20 protein-coding genes are annotated in these 18,718 nt (G+C 40.9%); 18 read left to right on the top strand and 2 right to left on the bottom strand.

The window, feature by feature from the left end:
* Position 1: 1 nt before the first annotated feature.
* The 4 genes from ACRD69_RS07950 to acs all read left to right on the top strand — a co-directional run bounded on the left by ACRD69_RS07950 (position 2) and on the right by acs (position 7,401).
* Positions 2-913 (top strand): alpha/beta hydrolase, encoded by a 912-nt coding sequence (locus ACRD69_RS07950; protein ID WP_430814533.1) that lies wholly within the window; start codon positions 2-4, stop codon positions 911-913.
* Positions 910-2,040: a bifunctional histidinol-phosphatase/imidazoleglycerol-phosphate dehydratase HisB gene (gene hisB / locus ACRD69_RS07945; protein WP_430814532.1), complete on the top strand. Its 1,131-nt coding sequence runs from the start codon at positions 910-912 to the stop codon at positions 2,038-2,040. The genes ACRD69_RS07950 and hisB overlap by 4 nt, the downstream gene beginning before the upstream one ends.
* A gap of 329 nt (positions 2,041-2,369) precedes the next feature.
* Positions 2,370-5,369 (top strand): PEP/pyruvate-binding domain-containing protein, encoded by a 3,000-nt coding sequence (locus ACRD69_RS07940; RefSeq protein WP_430814531.1) that lies wholly within the window; start codon positions 2,370-2,372, stop codon positions 5,367-5,369.
* Positions 5,370-5,511: 142 nt separating this feature from the next.
* The gene (gene acs / locus ACRD69_RS07935) at positions 5,512-7,401 is read left to right on the top strand and encodes an acetate--CoA ligase (RefSeq protein ID WP_430814530.1); all 1,890 of its coding nucleotides are present in this window, start codon (positions 5,512-5,514) and stop codon (positions 7,399-7,401) included.
* A gap of 80 nt (positions 7,402-7,481) precedes the next feature.
* Here the strand turns inward: acs and fabD are convergent, their stop codons facing one another.
* Both fabD and ACRD69_RS07925 read right to left on the bottom strand, forming a co-directional pair.
* Complete coding sequence (gene fabD / locus ACRD69_RS07930) at positions 7,482-8,372, bottom strand: ACP S-malonyltransferase (RefSeq protein WP_430814529.1); 891 nt, start codon at positions 8,370-8,372, stop codon at positions 7,482-7,484.
* A gap of 239 nt (positions 8,373-8,611) precedes the next feature.
* Positions 8,612-10,162 carry a M28 family metallopeptidase gene (locus tag ACRD69_RS07925; RefSeq protein ID WP_430814528.1) on the bottom strand — a complete coding sequence of 517 codons (1,551 nt, stop codon included), beginning with the start codon at positions 10,160-10,162 and terminating at the stop codon, positions 8,612-8,614.
* A gap of 317 nt (positions 10,163-10,479) precedes the next feature.
* Here ACRD69_RS07925 and rpsL point away from each other — a divergent pair, with 317 nt between their 5' ends.
* The 14 genes from rpsL to rpsQ all read left to right on the top strand — a co-directional run bounded on the left by rpsL (position 10,480) and on the right by rpsQ (position 18,718).
* Positions 10,480-10,863: a 30S ribosomal protein S12 gene (gene rpsL / locus ACRD69_RS07920; RefSeq protein WP_212191489.1), complete on the top strand. Its 384-nt coding sequence runs from the start codon at positions 10,480-10,482 to the stop codon at positions 10,861-10,863.
* A 116-nt stretch (positions 10,864-10,979) separates the two neighbouring features.
* Positions 10,980-11,456 (top strand): 30S ribosomal protein S7, encoded by a 477-nt coding sequence (gene rpsG, locus ACRD69_RS07915; RefSeq protein ID WP_262325223.1) that lies wholly within the window; start codon positions 10,980-10,982, stop codon positions 11,454-11,456.
* 25 nt (positions 11,457-11,481) lie between these two features.
* Positions 11,482-13,593: an elongation factor G gene (gene fusA / locus ACRD69_RS07910; RefSeq protein ID WP_430814527.1), complete on the top strand. Its 2,112-nt coding sequence runs from the start codon at positions 11,482-11,484 to the stop codon at positions 13,591-13,593.
* A gap of 19 nt (positions 13,594-13,612) precedes the next feature.
* Positions 13,613-13,918: a 30S ribosomal protein S10 gene (rpsJ, locus tag ACRD69_RS07905; protein WP_130642659.1), complete on the top strand. Its 306-nt coding sequence runs from the start codon at positions 13,613-13,615 to the stop codon at positions 13,916-13,918.
* Between the two features lie 20 nt (positions 13,919-13,938).
* Positions 13,939-14,556, top strand: a complete 618-nt coding sequence (gene rplC / locus ACRD69_RS07900) for a 50S ribosomal protein L3 (protein WP_430814526.1) — start codon at positions 13,939-13,941, stop codon at positions 14,554-14,556.
* Positions 14,556-15,185, top strand: a complete 630-nt coding sequence (gene rplD / locus ACRD69_RS07895) for a 50S ribosomal protein L4 (protein WP_430814525.1) — start codon at positions 14,556-14,558, stop codon at positions 15,183-15,185. The genes rplC and rplD overlap by 1 nt, the downstream gene beginning before the upstream one ends.
* Positions 15,186-15,196: 11 nt before the next feature.
* Positions 15,197-15,487, top strand: a complete 291-nt coding sequence (gene rplW / locus ACRD69_RS07890; protein ID WP_430814524.1) for a 50S ribosomal protein L23 — start codon at positions 15,197-15,199, stop codon at positions 15,485-15,487.
* 5 nt (positions 15,488-15,492) lie between these two features.
* Positions 15,493-16,317, top strand: a complete 825-nt coding sequence (gene rplB / locus ACRD69_RS07885; RefSeq protein ID WP_430814523.1) for a 50S ribosomal protein L2 — start codon at positions 15,493-15,495, stop codon at positions 16,315-16,317.
* A gap of 20 nt (positions 16,318-16,337) precedes the next feature.
* Positions 16,338-16,607 carry a 30S ribosomal protein S19 gene (gene rpsS / locus ACRD69_RS07880; RefSeq protein WP_212227769.1) on the top strand — a complete coding sequence of 90 codons (270 nt, stop codon included), beginning with the start codon at positions 16,338-16,340 and terminating at the stop codon, positions 16,605-16,607.
* A gap of 38 nt (positions 16,608-16,645) precedes the next feature.
* The gene (gene rplV / locus ACRD69_RS07875; protein WP_430814522.1) at positions 16,646-17,065 is read left to right on the top strand and encodes a 50S ribosomal protein L22; all 420 of its coding nucleotides are present in this window, start codon (positions 16,646-16,648) and stop codon (positions 17,063-17,065) included.
* 7 nt (positions 17,066-17,072) lie between these two features.
* Positions 17,073-17,792 carry a 30S ribosomal protein S3 gene (gene rpsC, locus ACRD69_RS07870; RefSeq protein WP_262325229.1) on the top strand — a complete coding sequence of 240 codons (720 nt, stop codon included), beginning with the start codon at positions 17,073-17,075 and terminating at the stop codon, positions 17,790-17,792.
* Between the two features lie 30 nt (positions 17,793-17,822).
* Entirely contained in the window at positions 17,823-18,254 is a 432-nt protein-coding gene (gene rplP / locus ACRD69_RS07865; RefSeq protein ID WP_430814521.1) for a 50S ribosomal protein L16, read from the top strand.
* 4 nt (positions 18,255-18,258) lie between these two features.
* Complete coding sequence (rpmC, locus tag ACRD69_RS07860) at positions 18,259-18,456, top strand: 50S ribosomal protein L29 (RefSeq protein ID WP_262325230.1); 198 nt, start codon at positions 18,259-18,261, stop codon at positions 18,454-18,456.
* A gap of 7 nt (positions 18,457-18,463) precedes the next feature.
* Positions 18,464-18,718 (top strand): 30S ribosomal protein S17, encoded by a 255-nt coding sequence (rpsQ, locus tag ACRD69_RS07855; protein ID WP_430814520.1) that lies wholly within the window; start codon positions 18,464-18,466, stop codon positions 18,716-18,718.

Genomic DNA, 18,718 nt, shown 5'->3' with positions numbered 1-18,718 from the left:
AATGAATAAACTAATAGCATTAATGGGACTTCTTACTTTGGCTTTTAACGGCCTTTCACAGCAACAGGTAATTGCCTTATGGACTGAACAAATGCCTTACAGAACAGAAACTGACCTGACGGAAGTTAAATCAGTATCCAATGGAGGCAGTAAACTCATTAGTGATATTGTCGCGCCAGAGATTCTATTCTTTAAAAGTAACAGCTCTGGCAAACGGCCTGTTGTTCTGATATGCCCCGGAGGTGGTTATGCATTTGAAGCCTATGAGCACGAAGGCACTAAAGTAGCCGAATGGTTCAATACGCGAGGTATTCACGCTGCAGTTCTGAAGTACCGCTTACCTGATAAGCGAATTAGTTCTGATCCGGTTTTTACACCTTTAACAGATGCCTTACAGGCGATGAAGCGATTAAATGAATTGGCAAATGATTTAAGTATTGATCAGCAATCTATCGGAATCATGGGATTTTCGGCAGGTGGTCATTTGGCAGCTTCAGCTTCCACCTTGTTTCATCTCGATAGATTTAAAGATCAGAACAACTGCAAGCCGGCGTTTTCAATTCTGATGTACCCGGTTATCTCTATGAGCAGTGATTTGACCCATCAGGGATCAAGAAAGAACTTACTGGGAAACTATCCAAATGCTGAACTGGTTGAATTGTTTTCCTGTGAGAAGCAGGTGTCGGACAAAACTCCACCTACTTTTATTTTACATGCCACTGATGATATGACTGTTAAAGTTGATAATACGCACGCGTATGCATTTTCACTGGAGCAATTCAATGTGCCTCACAAGAAAGTGATTTTTGATAAGGGAGGACATGGATTTGGCTTCCGCGAGGGAGCAGAGACAAACAAATGGACCAATTTATTAGAGGATTGGCTTCGAAGTTTAAAGATGATAGAACAATGAAGAAAAAACTACTCTTTGTCGACCGCGACGGAACATTAATTATAGAGCCACCTGTTGATTACCAGGTGGACAGTTTGGATAAACTGGAATTTTATCCTGGAGTATTTCAACATTTATCAAAGGTTGTTGACTTACTGGATTTTGAACTGGTGATGGTAACCAATCAGGACGGTCTTGGAACTGATTCATTTCCCGAAGATACCTTCTGGCCTGCTCATAATAAAATGATGAAGGCATTGGAAAATGAAGGTATTACCTTTGCAGATGTACTTATTGATCGGTCCTTTCCAGAAGATAATGCACCAACTCGTAAGCCGCGAACGGGTCTTCTTGGTAGTTACATGAATGGCGACTATGATCTGGCTAATTCATTTGTAATAGGGGATCGGATTACTGATGTTGAACTGGCTAAAAACCTTGGTTGTAAAGCAATCTTTTTAAAAGACAAGCATGAAGCCGAAAAGGAATTACATGCCGGTGGTTTGACTACGGTATGCCAGTTAGCAACCATCAATTGGAGCGAAATAACGGCTTTTCTGTTTTCATCCGAACGGTCTGCAACAGTTGAACGTAATACGGCGGAAACAAAAATAAGTGTGTCAATCAATCTTGACGGTAAAGGTATCTGCGATATTAAAACAGGTCTTAACTTCTTTGATCATATGCTAGAACAGATTGGGCGTCACTCAGGCTGTGATTTATCGGTTAAGGTCGATGGTGATTTACATGTAGATGAACATCATACCATTGAAGATACTGCCATCGTGTTGGGCGAAGCCATTAAAAAAGCACTTGGTGATAAACGTGGAATTGAACGCTATGGATTCTGTCTGCCAATGGACGACTGTCTGGCACACGTAACTCTTGATTTTGGAGGACGCTCATGGCTTGTTTGGGAGGCAGATTTTAAACGGGAAATGATAGGTGATATGCCTGTAGAAATGTTCTATCACTTCTTTAAGAGCTTCTCAGATGCGGCAGCTTGTAATTTAAACATTAAGGCAGAGGGGAATAATGAACACCATAAAATCGAAGGTATATTTAAAGCACTTGCTAAAGCGATAAAAGCAGCCATTCGTAAAGATCCATATAATAACAGACTTCCCAGTACAAAGGAGATGTTGTAGGATATGGCATTATGCTTCTTTCAGCAGACATTGAAAAAACAGCTCTTATGTGATATGACAATCATGTAAGAGCTGTTTTTTATTTGGGAAATAAATGTATTGAGACTTCGCAACAGGTAGATCAAAGTTCACCATGCTCCCAGTAGAAAAATAGTGCGATAAATATCTATATGTTACACAGCATAAGCAATAGCTTACCAAAATCACATTACTTTTCTTCTCATCCCAACAATTTTCATTTATTTTGTTGTTCGTGGTCAGCTGTGCTAATAATCTAACGATCAATCAGCCTGACGACCCATTGATCTAATTACCTAATGATCTACAACATGAATAATCCAATCGACGAATTAACACTATCAAACCTATATAACCGTAAACGTTCAGACCGGGATATTTTCCAGGAACTCATGTCTTTTAAGGTAAGTGAGGTTTTGCTCATTGCCAATCATTACGATGCGTATAGCATTGTGCGTGAAGGACGGTTTTTTGACAAGATTTTTGGTGAGTACCTGCAGTTAAATTTATTTACGGCACCGCGCATAACGAGTGTGGCTACTTCGGCAGAGGCAGAGGAGTTGATGCAGGAACGTGATTTTGATATGATCATATTAATGGCTGGTCTGGACAAGCAGGCACCATTACAAATGAGTGAACGTTTGAAAGAAATTCAACCTGAAGTGCCTATTCTGCTGATGGTAAATAATAATGCTGACCTTAAGTTTTTTGATGAAGCCAGTGGTAATATAGAGCACATAGATCGGGTATTTGTATGGAACGGTGATTCACGCGTATTCCTCGCCATGATAAAATATGTCGAGGATAAGATGAATGTGGAGAAAGATGTGAAGGTTGGTGACGTGAGAGTTATACTGTTGGTTGAGGATTCACAAAAGTATTATACCCGATACCTGCCATTGCTATATTCAATCATTATGCGACAAACTCAGGCTATCTTGTCTGAAGAGTCGAGTGACCAGCTGCACAAAATTATGAAGATGCGCGTGCGTCCGAAAATTCTACTGGTTAGTAATTATGAAGATGCAGTTCTGATCGTGGATAAATACCTCGATAACCTGATTTGTGTAATTTCAGATGTGCAATATGCGCGCAATGGTGTCGATGATGTGAATGCGGGTGTTGAACTTATCAGGTATGTAAAATCTAAGACGATAATTCCTACGCTGCTGCAATCATCTGATCCGTCCAATGCCCTGCGTGCTGAAGCTGTGCAATCAGATTTTATCGATAAGAACTCAGATAGTTTATCGCTGGACATATATAATTTTATTCACCAGAAGTTAGGCTTCGGTAACTTTGTTTTTAAAAACAGTCGGGGAGCGAAAGTGGCAGTTGCCCGCAATATGAAAGAGTTTGTTGATTGTATTGAAGATGTTTCTCCTGAATCGTTATTGTATCATGCGCGTAGAAATGGTATCTCTACATGGTTAATGGCCCGTGGTGAGATATCCATTGCAAAACGGTTGCGTCCTTATCGTATCGAGGACTTTGAAAGTTCAACAAAGCTGCGACAAGCTATTTTAGATGTTTTTGAAGATGTTCGTTTAAAGCGTCTGCGTGGAAAAGTGGTCATGTTCGAAAAAGAAATGGTGAAGAGCAGCCGCTACATTGTTCGTATAGGTGAAGGATCGTTTGGAGGCAAAGGGCGAGGTGTTGCTTTCCTGAGTAATTTTATCGAAAACATAAATTTTGATCGTATTGTTGACGATATTAATATCCGTATACCATCCACCACAATTATAGGCGCCGGGGAATTCACACATTTTATTGAAAAGAACAATTTATACAACCTGGCATTTGTTGAGAAAAAATATGATGAGATAAAGCAACTGTTTCTTAAGTCGGAGTTGAGCGATGAGGTGAATGAAAAGCTCATGCAATATGTGGAGGTAATGGATCAGCCACTTGCTGTTCGTTCGTCAGGCTTATTCGAGGATAGTCTGTTGCAGCCTTTTGCCGGTGTTTATGCCACCTATATGGTGCCTAATAATCATCCCGATATTAATGAACGCTTACGTCAGTTAAGCACAGCCGTTAAGTTGGTGTATGCTTCTATGTTCAGCGATCAGTCAAAGGCCTACTTTGATGCGGTTAATTACAAGATCGAGGAGGAAAAAATGGCGGTCATTATTCAGGAGGTAGTAGGTGGTAAAGTGGGTGATCGTTTTTACCCACACATAAGCGGTGTGGCTCAGTCGTATAATTACTACCCATTCTCATATATGAAACCAGAAGACGGTTTTGCCGTGCTGGCCGTAGGATTGGGTAAATACGTTGTGGGAGGCGAAAAAGCTTATCGTTTCTGCCCCAAGCATCCAAAGCTTGAACTGAACTCCATACAGGATCAGATAAAAGATTCGCAATCGTATTTCTATGCGCTTGACCTTGATAGGACGGATTTCTGTCTCGAGAAAGGAGGTGAGGATGCTGCCATCGTTAAGCTTAGTGTTAAGGAAGCTGAAGAGGATGGAAACCTAAAGCATTGTGCAACAGTTTATGATTACAACTATGATCGGATGACAAACGATTTCTCCAAAAGGGGACCGCGTGTAGTTAACTTCTCCAATATCCTGAAATACGATTATATCCCATTGTCACGAACACTCGATATGTTGCTTCGCTTCTTTAAAGAGGCTATGGGTGCTCCTGTTGAAATTGAGTTTGCTGTTGATCTGGAGCCGGGACGACGTAACTTGCCAACTTTATACCTGTTACAGATAAAGCCGCTGATCCGTGTTGAAAACAATGTGAATATTGATTTTGACGAGGTGGATAAGAATAAAATGGTTCTTCAGTCCATAAAAGGAATGGGTAATGGTCGTCTGAACCACATAAAAGATGTGGTTTATATGAACATTGATGTGTTTGACAGGACAAAAACAGCTGAAATGGGCGCCGAGATGGCTGAGATTAACCGTTATTTTGAAGAGCAGGGTAAGGAATATGTGCTGATTGGACCCGGTCGATGGGGCACGCGCGACCGTTTTACAGGTATTCCCGTCTTTTGGTCTCAAATTTCACATGCCCGTGTTATCGTTGAAATGGGCTTGCCTGATTTTCCTCTTGACGCTTCTTTGGGTTCGCACTTCTTTCACAATGTAACATCGATGAATGTGGGTTACTTTAGTGTTCATCATAATAGTGAAGAGCAATTCGTTGGTCTTGATAAATTAAAAGAGCAAAAGTTGGTTCGTGAAACAGAATATTTTAAGCACGTGGAGTTTGAGCATCCTTTGACCATTTTAATGGATGGCAAACAACAAAAAGCAGCAATTGTTATCAATGATAAACCTATTGATGTTGACTAACAATATGGATTAAGCCTCCTTCGGGAGGCTTTTTTGGTATTGCATAAAAGAAAAAAGAATCCGAAAACATTGAAAAACATAAAATCAGTTTTTATCTTGATGGGTATCAAAATATTAACCATAGAGATAAACTGAAAGATTTATGATGGATTCAAAGGATTTCGTATATCCTGCACAAGGTGTGGTAGATTATGCAACAGTTAAGTCGTATGAAGATTTATACCAGGCATCAATAAAAGATCGCGAACGATTCTGGGCAGATGAAGCAGCACGACTTGAGTGGTACCAGCCTTGGAATAAAGTTTTGGATGATTCCAATCATCCGTTTTATAAATGGTTTGTTGGTGGAAAAACAAACATTATCCATAATGCCATTGATCGTCATCTCAAAACTGCCACCCGCAATAAACTGGCACTAATATGGGAAGGGGAACCCGGTGATCTAAAAACATACTCTTACCATGCCTTAAATCGCGAAGTGGCTGAATTTGCCAATATTCTTAAAGCAATGGGTGTGCATAGGGGGGATATCGTGACGATTTATATGCCACAGATACCCGAGCAGATATTCGCCATGTTGGCTTGTGCTAAAATAGGAGCAGCCCACAGTGTTGTTTACGGAGGTTTCAGCCATGAAGCATTGGCAGAGCGGATCAATGCCGCCAACAGCAGGGTTGTTATAACCGCAGACGGTGGTTTCAGGCGTGGTAAAGCAACGAAGCTGAAAGACATTGTCAACAAGGCAATGGAATTATCTCCCACAATGGAAGTGTGTATAACCGTAAAGCGTACCGGTGAAGATGTTTATATGGAAAATGACCGCGATTACTGGTATCATGACCTAAAGGCTTTGCCAATTGCCAGCCATAAATGTGATACGGAACAAATGGACGCTGAAGACATGCTGTTTCTTTTATATACTTCCGGTTCTACGGGTAAGCCCAAAGGCCTGGTTCATACACATGGAGGATATAGTGTATATACCTCAGCAACCCACCGAATGGTCTTTGATATTAAACCTGAAGATCGTTGGTGGTGTGCTGCCGATCCGGGCTGGATCACGGGTCATAGCTATATGGTTTATGGTCCTTTAATTAATGGCTCTACTATATTTATGTATGAAGGTGCACCTAACCACCCATATCCCGATCGCTGGTGGCGAATGGTCGATAAATATGGTATTACGGTGTTATATACATCGCCCACAGCAATCAGGGGGCTCATGCGATATGGAGAATCATGGGTAAACAGGCATGATATAAGCTCATTGCGTTTGTTAGGCTCGGTTGGCGAGCCAATCAACCCTGAGGCATGGCGCTGGTATCATGAGGTAGTTGGGAACAAAAAATGTCCTATTATGGATACATGGTGGCAAACAGAGACTGGAGGATTTGTTATTACACCATTGCCCATTACACCTCTTAAACCAGGATCAGCAACCAAACCATTTTTCGGTCATGAAATTGGTGTTGTGGATGAGCAGGGGAATGATGTTGCAACCAATGATGTTGGAGCATTGGTGATCAAGAATCCGTGGCCGGGTATGGCCAGGACTATCATGGGCGACGATGGCCGTTATAAAGAAACTTACTGGGCTAAGTTCGAAAAGCAGAGATATTACCATGCAGGCGATTCAGCGAGAAAAGATGAGGATGGGTATTACTGGATAATTGGACGAAGTGATGATGTTATTAAGGTAAGTGGATATAGATTAGGAACAGCGGAGATTGAAAGTGCAGCAGTTAGTCACCCTGATGTGGCCGAAGCAGCGGCCATAGCTTTGCCTCACGAGTTAAAAGGTAGTGGCATTCATATATACATCATACTAAAAGCGGGTAAAGAAGGAACAAGGGAATTGGCTAAAGAAGTGATGGAACATGTGGCAAAGGTAATGGGGCCCATTGCCAAGCCTGAGGAAGTTGTATTTGAACAGTCGTTGCCAAAAACCAGAAGTGGAAAGATTATGCGACGTGTTTTAAAAGCGCGGGCTTTAGGTGAGGATGAAGGAGATTTGAGTACGCTTGATGACTAAGCAAAATAAAAGGCAAGCTTTAATGGCTTGCCTTTTTTATATCTATAAATCAATTAGTCCATTGAACTAACGATCTATTTTTATCCCTGATAAGTGCTGAAACCGTTTGTTTCCATTTTACGGTCAACTTTCTTGACTAATCCCTGTAAAACTTTACCAGGACCAACTTCAGTGAATGAAGATACACCATCGGCAATCATGTTTTGAACAGTTTGTGTCCAACGAACAGGAGCTGTTAATTGTGCAACAAGGTTTTCTTTAATAGTAGCAGGATCAGTTACTGCCTGGGCATTAACGTTTTGGTAAACCGGACAAACAGGAGCGCTGAATTCGGTTGACTCGATCGCAGCTGCTAATTCTGTCCTGGCTGGCTCCATTAAAGGAGAGTGAAAAGCACCTCCAACAGGTAACTTAAGAGCGCGTTTCGCACCTTTCTCGGTTAAAAGCTCACATGCTTTATCAATACCGGCGAATGAACCTGAAATAACCAACTGTCCCGGGCAATTGTAGTTAGCTGCCACAACAACATCATCAATGCTTTCACATACTTCTTCCACAATTGCATCTTCCATACCAACAATGGCTGCCATTGTTGATGGTTCAATCTCGCATGCCTTTTGCATGGCCTGTGCACGTTGTGAAACAAGCTTTAATCCATCTTCAAAGTTCATGGCGCCAGCTGCAACCAAGGCAGAGAATTCACCTAATGAGTGACCGGCAGTCATTTCTGGTTTAAACTCTTCGCCCAATGTTTTTGCTAGTATCACTGAGTGTAAAAAGATGGCTGGTTGAGTTACTTTGGTTTGCTTTAGGTCTTCGTCAGTTCCTTCAAACATTAAGTCAGTAATGCGAAATCCTAAAATTTCATTTGCTTTTTCAAATAGTTCCTTCGCCATTGGAGAGTTATCGTATAAGTCTTTACCCATTCCAACGTACTGGGCACCCTGGCCCGGAAATACAAATGCTTTCATAATTGTTATTTTTATAAGGCAGGCCACAAGTGTTGTTAAGAACGTTAATTGTTGTTTTTGTGACCTGCTTAATAATTTAAATTGTTAATGTATCTCATCCCGGTATTAGGTGCCTTATGCTGCAAAACAACAAAGGCTCACGGTTGACGAGAGCCATTAATTCTTTTAATTTATCTGGGCAAAGATAAAGCATAAATTTGCTATACTCCTAATATTTATTTCATCAATTGTATTTTCGACTATTCGTTAGCTAAGTTCCATAGACTCAGAAAGCTTGTTTTTACTATGGCTTCAAACTTTTGCCAATCTATTCGCTCTACATGATCACCTGGCATATGATATGATTCGTGTCCCCCGGTGTGAAACCACATAATAGGTATACCTTTTTTGGCAAATGGTGCATTGTCACTACCGCTGGTAGGATTATCCCATGCACTGAAGTTTATTTTCAGTCCCAACTGGTATTCTTCATTATATGTTGCACATAACTTCTCTGCCTGATCCCAGCTTTTTGTATATAATAAGGTCACAGCTGAATCTGGTTTTTCATACTTATAACTTCGCCCTATCATATCATAGTTATGGTAATATTTAACCCTACCAATTTTGTCATAGGTGTTTACAAAGTACCTGGACCCAAATAAACCTCGCTCTTCAGCTGTCCAGTTGGCAAAAATAACAGTCCGTTTTGGACGAATGCCCATGGCCATAAATGCTCTGGCAATAGCTACTGTTCCTATGGCACCTGAGCCGTTGTCATCTGCACCATTCCATATATATCCGTCATACATACCTAAATGATCGTAGTGGGCGCCGACAACAATAATCTCATCAGGTTTTTCAGAACCTTCAATAAGGGCAATAACGTTTCTGCACTTTTTTAATTCAACATTGGCAGTTGAATTGAGCTGAATAGATGAGTAGTTAAAGGCAGGTACTGTAGTATTTAATGATTCAAGGTTATTTTGATATTGTTTGATAAACAGCTCAAAATCCGGAATCAGATCTGTCATGATTGCTTTGGATACTTTATAAAAGTATGGCCCCTCTTTTTTGTCACCCGGTAAGAACAGACTCTTTTGGTAAATTCCGGATGAGCGTTTACTGAGTTCTTTTTCTGCCTTAGCTTTAGGATATGGTGATTCTTCTATGGATTGACTTACGTAAGGATCATTTAGATCGTATTCAAGAACAGCAACGACACCAGATTTCTTAAGCGCGTCAAATTTTATTTGCCTCCACTCTTGTTGGTTCTTATTTTCCATAAGTTGCTTTAAAGGACTTTCCATTTTAGCATCAGGTAAACCCGATAGGCGTATTAGCACTTTTCCTTTACATTTTTTGTAGTCTATTTCCTGCAATTGTTGCGAATTAATACCAAAGCCACCCCATATCAACTCAGCGTTGATATTATATGATTCGCTTATTCTCTCTGCTCGTAAATGCACAGGGAAAGAGTATGCTTTGCTTTTGGTCTTATTCGATAATATGATGGAAGCTTCAGAGGGTGCTGCCGCAACTAATAGTGGTACATCCTGAAAGTAGGTATTGTCGTCAAATGCAGTAAGACCAGCAGCTTTGTAGAGAGAGGCAAGGTAATCGGCTGCCATATAAGCACCTTTTGTGGTGGCTTCGCGACCTTCAAACCAATTGGATGATAAAAAAGTCAACTCCGCTTCAAGAGAGTTCCGGTTAATGGTAGACAGTGCCGATTCAATATTTTCCTGCCCATAAATAAATTGAGCTGTCGCACATGCAAGGATTGTAACAAAAATGAGTTGTTTAAGCATTTTCTTAATTTTTTATAGAGCGAATTTATGGCATAAAATTAGTTTAAGCAGTGCCGACTTGTAGAGAATTGAGTAAAGATGTTCATTTATCGAGCTTGGTTTAGTAACAATTTGTTTTCCAAAGAGAAAAAAAAGAATGATTTAAAAAAAAATAACAATTCACATGTTCATTTTCCATTGAAAATTAGTACTTTTGCAGCGCTTTTTTGTCTAAAATTGTCAAAAAGGCTGAAAATCAGTGGGGTTTTACAAGGGATTAGTGTACCTTTGCACCCCGTTTTGAAACGAAATTGTTTAATGCAATATATTTAAATTTTATGCCAACAATTCATCAGTTAGTTAGAAAAGGACGAAACAAGCAGGTGGAGAAAAGTAAATCTCCTGCTTTGAACGCATGTCCTCAAAGACGAGGCGTGTGTGTGAGGGTGTATACCACTACACCAAAGAAGCCTAACTCAGCCATGAGAAAGGTAGCAAGGGTGCGTTTAACCAATGGAAAAGAGGTGAATGCTTACATCCCAGGAGAAGGACACAACTTACAGGAGCACTCGATTGTGTTAGTGCGTGGTGGTCGTGTTAAAGACCTTCCGGGTGTACGTTACCACTTAGTACGTGGAGCATTAGATGCATCAGGAGTAGACGGACGTACGCAGCGCCGTTCAAAATATGGTACTAAGCGACCTAAAGCTGCTAAGAAGTAATTAAAGACATTGTGAAGTGCGTTGTTTACTTGGTTAGTTAACTGGATGAGTAAATGTTAAGCATTGAAGACTAGTAAAGACAGCCAAGAAGAATAACAAAGTAAACAAAAGAGAAGATGAGAAAAAGTAAACCAAAAAAGAGGATCCTTCTTCCGGATCCAAAGTTCAACGATCAGACAGTTACTCAGTTTGTGAATAACATGATGTTGGACGGTAAGAAATCAATCGCTTTCAAGATCTTTTACGATGCTATGGATCGTGTAGCTGAAAAAGCTGAAAAAGAAGGAAAGCCAGTATTGGAATTTTTCAAAAAAGCACTTGAAAATATTACTCCATCGGTTGAGGTAAAAAGCCGACGTGTTGGTGGTGCAACTTTTCAGGTTCCAACTGAAATTCGTCCGGCCCGAAAGGCGTCCATCGGCATGAAGCACTTGATTTTATTCGCTCGTAAGCGTAGCGGAAAATCAATGGCAGAAAAATTATCTGCTGAAATTGTTGCTGCATACAATTTAGAAGGCGGTGCCTTCAAGAAAAAAGAAGACATGCATAAAATGGCAGAAGCTAACCGTGCTTTTGCTCACTTCAGATTTTAATCTAAATATTTAAGAAATTATTGTCATGGGAAAGGCAGATCTTAAAAAGACCAGGAACATAGGTATTATGGCTCACATCGATGCCGGTAAAACAACGACTACTGAGCGTATCTTGTTTTATACTGGTATTACTCACAAAATTGGTGAGGTGCACGATGGTGCAGCTACTATGGACTGGATGGAGCAAGAGCAAGAGCGTGGTATTACCATTACTTCTGCTGCTGTTACAACAAACTGGATTTATGAAGGTGTTGAAAATAAGATTAACATCATCGATACCCCGGGTCACGTTGACTTTACAGTAGAGGTAGAGCGTTCACTACGTGTTCTTGATGGTGCTGTTGCATTATTTTGTGCTGTAGGTGGTGTTGAGCCACAGTCTGAAACCGTATGGCGTCAGGCAAACAAGTACAATGTTCCTCGAATTGGTTTTGTTAATAAAATGGACCGTTCAGGTGCTAACTTCTTCGAAGTAGTACGTCAGGTTCGTGAAATGTTAGGTGCAAATCCAATTCCATTGCAGATTCCTATCGGAGCTGAAGAAAACTTCGAAGGTGTTATCGATTTGATCGAAAACAAAGCTGTTGTATGGTTCGAGGATGAGCAGTTAGGTTCTCGTTACGAGCTTCAGGAAATTCCTGAAAACTTGAAGGCGGAAGCTGAAGAGTGGAGAGGAAAATTAATTGAAGCAGTTGCTGAGCATGATGATGAGTTAATGGAGCGTTATTTCGAAGATCCTGATTCAATCACTCGTGAAGAGATGTTGAAGGTGATTCGCGAAGCTACTATTGCTCAGACTATCACACCTATGATGTGTGGTTCAGCGTTTAAAAATAAAGGTGTTCAGCGTTTATTAGATGCTGTTATCCAGTACTTACCATCTCCAAGTGATATCGGAACTATCGAAGGTGTTAATCCTAAGACTGGTGACGAAGTGACTTATGAAATGGATGAAGATCAGCCTTTATCGGCATTAGCATTTAAAATTGCAACTGACCCATTCGTTGGTCGTTTAGCATTTATGCGTGTTTATTCAGGTAAGATCGATGCTGGTTCATACGTATTAAATACACGTACTGATAAAAAAGAGCGTATCTCTCGTTTATATCAGATGAAATCAAACAAGCAGTTGCCACGTGAGGTAATCTCAGCTGGTGATATCTGTGCTGGTGTAGGTTTCAAAGATATCCGTACTGGTGATACACTTTGTGATGAGAAACACCCTATCGTATTGGAATCAATGGACTTCCCAGAGCCAGTAATTGGTGTTGCTGTTGAGCCATTGTCACAAAAAGATATGGATAAATTAGGCGTTGCTCTTGGTAAATTAGCTGAAGAGGATCCTACATTTAAAGTAAATACAAACGAAGAAACTGGTCAGACTGTAATTTCTGGTATGGGTGAGCTTCACCTTGAAGTACTTATTGACCGTTTGAAGCGTGAGTTTAAAGTAGAATGTAACCAGGGTCAGCCTCAGGTAACTTACAAAGAAACGATTACGCAAGAAGTTGAGCTTCGCGAAGTATTCAAGAAGCAGTCTGGTGGTCGTGGTAAATTTGCCGATATCCAGTTCCGTATGGGACCTGCTGAAGAAGGTAAAGTTGGTCTTCAGTTCGAAAGCACAATTAAAGGTGGTAACATTCCTAAAGAATTTATCCCGTCAATTGAGAAAGGTTTCAAAGAAGCTATGTTGAATGGTGTACTTTGCGGTAGTGAAGTAGAAGCATTGAAAGTAGAAGTATTTGATGGATCTTTCCACGCTGTCGATTCAGATCAGTTGTCATTCGAAATTTGTGCCCGTCAAGGATTTAAATCAGCATCTGCACAAGCTAAGCCTCAGTTATTGGAGCCTATCATGCGTGTAGAAGTTGTTACTCCTGAAGAGTATATGGGTGATATCATCGGTGACTTCAACAAGCGTCGTGGTCAGGTAGAAGGTATGGAATCTAAAGCTGGTGCTCGTGTAGTAAAAGCTAAGGTGCCATTAGCAGAAATGTTTGGATACGTAACTGCTTTACGTACTATCTCATCTGGTCGTGCAACTTCATCAATGGAATTCTTAGAGTACGCTGCTGTACCTAAGCAAATCGCTATTGAAGTAGTAAAAGAAGCAAAAGGAAAAGTAGAATTATTATAACACAATTAGTGTTCTCACTATGAGTCAGAAAATTAGAATAAAACTTAAATCTTACGATCACAACTTGGTTGACAAGTCAGCTGAGAAGATCGTGAAGACAGTTAAGAGCACTGGTGCAGTAGTAAGCGGTCCTATTCCGCTTCCTACTCACAAGCGTATCTTCACTGTGTTGCGCTCCACATTTGTGAACAAGAAGTCACGTGAGCAGTTTCAATTATCATCTTACAAGCGTTTGATTGATATTTATAGCTCTACAGCTAAAACTATCGATGCTTTGATGAAGTTAGAATTGCCAAGTGGTGTAGAAGTAGAAATTAAAGTGTGATAATCTTAAATGTTTAAACAATGCCAGGACTAATTGGAAAAAAAATCGGAATGACATCCGTTTTCAGTGCCGATGGTAAAAATGTGCCATGCACTGTTATCGAAGCAGGCCCTTGCGTAGTTACACAGGTTAAAACTGTGGAAACTGACGGCTACGAGGCTGTACAGTTGGCGTTTGACGACAAGAAAGAAAAGAGCACAAGTCAGCCTGAGGCAGGTCACTTTAAAAAGGCCGGCTCAGCACCAAAGCGTAAAGTTGTAGAATTCCACGAATTCGAAAACGAATTAAAGCTTGGTGAAGAGGTTGATGTGAATCTTTTCGAAGAAAACGCTTTTGTTGATATCACAGGTATCTCAAAAGGTAAAGGTTTTCAAGGTGTCGTAAAGCGTTACAACTTTAGAGGTGTGGGTGACGCTACCCACGGTCAGCACAACCGCTTACGCGCTCCTGGATCTATTGGTGCAGCATCCTACCCTGCAAGGGTTTTCAAAGGCATGCGCATGGCAGGTCGTACAGGTGGTGACAGAGTTAAGGTTGAAAACCTTAAAGTGATTAAAGTAATTCCTGAGAACAACCTTATTTTGGTTAAAGGTTCTGTTCCGGGAGCAAAAGGCTCATATCTAATTATTGAAAAGTAATGGAACTGAACGTATTAACAATTGAAGGAAAAGAAACCGGAAGAAAGGTAAATTTACCTGAAGCGGTGTTCGGAATTGAGCCCAGCGACCACGCCATTTACTTGGATGTAAAACAATACTTGGCTAATAATCGTCAAGGGACTCATAAGTCAAAGGAACGTGCTGAGATTACGGGTTCTACTCGTAAGATCAAAAAGCAAAAAGGTACTGGTACAGCTCGTGCCGGTAGCATCAAGTCTCCTGTTTTCGTAGGTGGAGGTCGTGCATTCGGTCCTCGTCCGCGTAACTACCGTTTTAAGTTGAATAAAAAACTTAAGCAGTTAGCTCGTAAATCTGCGTTGGCTTACAAAGCACAATCACAAATGATCACTGTTTTGGAAGACTTCAACTTTGAAGCTCCTAAAACAAAAGACTATGCAGCTATGGTATCAAACCTTAAGCTAACTGGTCAGCGTTCATTGTTAGTGTTAAAGGAAGCTAACGATAACATCTACCGTTCAGCTCGCAATATTCAGCGCGCAGAGGTAGTGACATTAGATGAACTGAATACATTTGACATCATGAAAGCTAAAAACCTGGTGTTAGTTGAAAGTTCTGTAGAAGAATTCGGTAAACTGTTTAACGCATAAGGAGGCTCGTCATGAAAGTTATTATTAAACCAATTGTAACTGAAAAGATGACAGAACTAGGCGAGAAGTTGAATCGCTTCGCATTCGTAGTTGATAAGAACGCTAACAAGCTTCAGATCAAAGACGCTGTTGAAGAATTATACAACGTAAGCGTTGAGTCTGTCAATACAATGGTATACGCGGGTAAATCAAAGTCGCGTTACACAAAGAGTGGAGTTATTGTTGGTAGAACAAATTCCTTCAAAAAGGCAATTGTAACATTGGCTGAAGGAGATACTATTGATTTTTATAGCAATATCTAATAAAAATGGCAGTAAGAAAACTAAAGCCCACAACACCGGGGCAGAGACACAAAATTATTGGTGCGTTTGATACGATTACATCAGCGTCACCAGAAAAGTCCTTATTGAGGCCATTAAAGAAATCCGGAGGTAGAAATAACTCTGGTAAAATGACCGTTAGAAATATCGGTGGTGGTCACAAAAGGAGATACAGGGTAATCGACTTTAAGCGTAATAAAGACGGTGTTAACGCAACAGTTGAGTCAATTCAATATGATCCTAACCGGAGTGCTCGTATTGCATTGCTAGCTTACGCTGATGGAGAAAAAAGGTACATTCTTGCACCTAACGGGTTGCAGGTAGGTCAAGCTATTGCTTCAGGAACAGGGGTTGCTCCTGAGATCGGTAACAGCTTACCATTAAGCGAGATTCCTTTAGGTTCCATTATTCACAACATCGAATTGCGTCCGGGCCAGGGAGGTACAATGGCACGTAGTGCTGGTACTTTCGCACAATTGGCTGCTCGTGAAGGAAAATACGCGGTTGTTAAATTGCCTTCAGGCGAAACAAGAATGGTATTGGTTACATGTCGCGCTACTTTAGGTGCTGTAGGTAACTCAGACCACGCTCTTGAGCGTTCAGGAAAAGCTGGACGTAGCCGTTGGTTGGGTCGTCGCCCACGAGTTCGTGGTGTAGCAATGAACCCAGTTGATCACCCAATGGGTGGTGGTGAAGGTCGTTCGTCAGGAGGACACCCAAGATCTCGTACAGGGGTATTGGCTAAGGGTTATAAAACTCGTCATCCTAAGAAGGCTTCTAATCAATACATCATTGAAAGAAGAAAAAAATAACCGGTTAAATTAAACGAATTATGAGCAGATCATTAAAAAAAGGCCCATTTATCGACTTTAAACTGGAAAAGAAAGTTCTGGCACAGAACGAGTCAGGTAAGAAATCAGTTATTAAGACTTGGGCACGTGCGTCTATGATTTCTCCGGAATTTGTAGGACACACTATTGCTGTACACAACGGTAATAAGTTTATCCCGGTTTATGTTACTGAAAATATGGTAGGACACAAATTAGGCGAATTTGCCCCAACGCGTACTTATCGCGGTCATGGTGGTAATAAGAAAAAGTAATTGGCCTGCCAATATTTAAATTCTTTAAACAGTAAAAAATGGGTGCAAGAAAAAGAATAAGAGCTGAAAAAATAAAGGAAGCTAAGAAGAGCGATTTCTTCGCAAAGCTTAACAATGTACCGACTTCACCTAGGAAAATGCGTCTTGTTGCCGACATGATCCGAGGTAAAGAGGTGAACCTTGCTCTGGATATGCTGAAATTCTCTTCGAAAGAAGCTTCCAGAAGGGTTGAGAAACTGTTGCTTTCTGCTATCGCTAATTGGAAAGAAAAGAACGAAGGTGTTCGCATCGAAGACGCTAACCTTTATGTGAGTGAGATCGCGGTTGATTCAGGCCGTATTTTGAAACGTTTACGTCCGGCTCCACAGGGTCGTGCACACCGTATCAGAAAGCGTTCGAACCACGTAACGTTACGCGTTGCAAGCAAAGTAGTATCAAGTGAAACACAAGAAAACTAATAGCTAGATGGGACAAAAAGTTAATCCAATTAGTAACAGGTTAGGAATCATTAAAGGATGGGATTCTAACTGGTATGGAGGAAAGAACTATGGCGACAAGCTATTGGAAGACTCCAAAATCAGAAAGTACCTCAATGCACGTTTAGCTAAAGCAAGTATCTCTCGTATCATTATCGAGCGTACTTTGAAATTGGTTACTATTACCGTTTTCACTGCACGTCCTGGTATCATTATTGGTAAGGGAGGTCAGGAAGTAGATAAACTGAAAGAGGAGCTTAAGAAAATTACCGACAAAGAGGTTCAGATCAACATCTTTGAGGTAAAGAGACCAGAGTTGGACGCTATTATCGTAGCGAAAAACATCGCTCGTCAGGTGGAAGGACGTATCGCATATCGTCGTGCCATTAAAATGGCTATCGCTTCTACCATGAGAATGGGTGCTGAAGGTATCAAAATTCAGATTTCCGGACGTTTAAACGGTGCTGAAATGGCCCGTAGCGAAATGTACAAAGAAGGGCGTACGCCACTTCATACATTACGCGCCAATATAGACTATGCTCAAGAAGAAGCCTTGACTAAAATGGGTCTGATTGGTATTAAAGTTTGGATCTGTAAAGGTGAGATCTATGGTAAGCCAGATTTATCACCTGCTTTCAACACCAAAGAAAAAGGTGGTGGAAACCGTGGAGGCGGTAGAGGTCCGAGAAGAAGAAATAATAAGAAGTAATTCTCCTTTCACATTAATTGATTAGGAACGATGTTACAACCAAAGAAAGTAAAATTTAGAAGAAGGCAGAAAGGCCGTATGAAAGGCGATGCTCAACGCGGGCAAGAGCTAGCATTCGGATCTTTCGGTATCAAAGCCTTACAAAGTAAATGGATTACAGGTCGTCAGATTGAGGCTGCCCGTGTTGCGGTAACACGCTACATGCAGCGTCAGGGACAGATCTGGATTAGAATATTTCCTGACAAACCGATTACTAAAAAGCCAGCCGAAGTACGTATGGGTAAAGGTAAAGGTAGTCCGGAAGGATTTGTGGCCCCTGTTACTCCAGGACGCATCATTTTAGAATGTGAAGGAGTACCTTACGAAGTAGCTAAAGAAGCATTGCGCCTTGCAGCACAAAAGCTTCCTGTAACTACAAAATTCGTTGTGAGAAGAGACTATGTAGAATCATCAAATGCTTAATGACATGAAAGTAGAAGAAATCAAAGAATTAAGTGTTAGCGAAATTGCTGAGCGTATCGAAACTGAAACTGCAGCATTGCAGCAGCTTGAGTTGAACCACACAACTTCGCCATTGGAAAACCCAATGCAGATTAGACATACTCGTAGAAACATTGCGCGCTTGAAGACTATCTTGAGTCAAAAGCAACAAACTGAAAAATAATTAGGAGATGGATAGAAATCTTAGAAAAGAACGTATTGGTGTTGTGGCAAGCAACAAGATGGAGAAGTCTATCGTTGTTTCTGTAGAGATCCGCGAAAAGCACCCCATCTACGGTAAGTTCGTGAAAAAGTCGAAGAAGTTTCACGCGCACGATGAAGACAACACCTGCAATATCGGGGATACTGTGAAAATTATGGAAACACGTCCCTTGAGCAAGACTAAACGTTGGAGATTAGTTGAAATTCTAGAAAGAGCTAAGTAA

The organism is Carboxylicivirga agarovorans, from assembly GCF_050589845.1.
GTDB lineage: Bacteria > Bacteroidota > Bacteroidia > Bacteroidales > Marinilabiliaceae > Carboxylicivirga > Carboxylicivirga agarovorans.
This window is presented reverse-complemented; position numbering and strand designations above follow the sequence as displayed.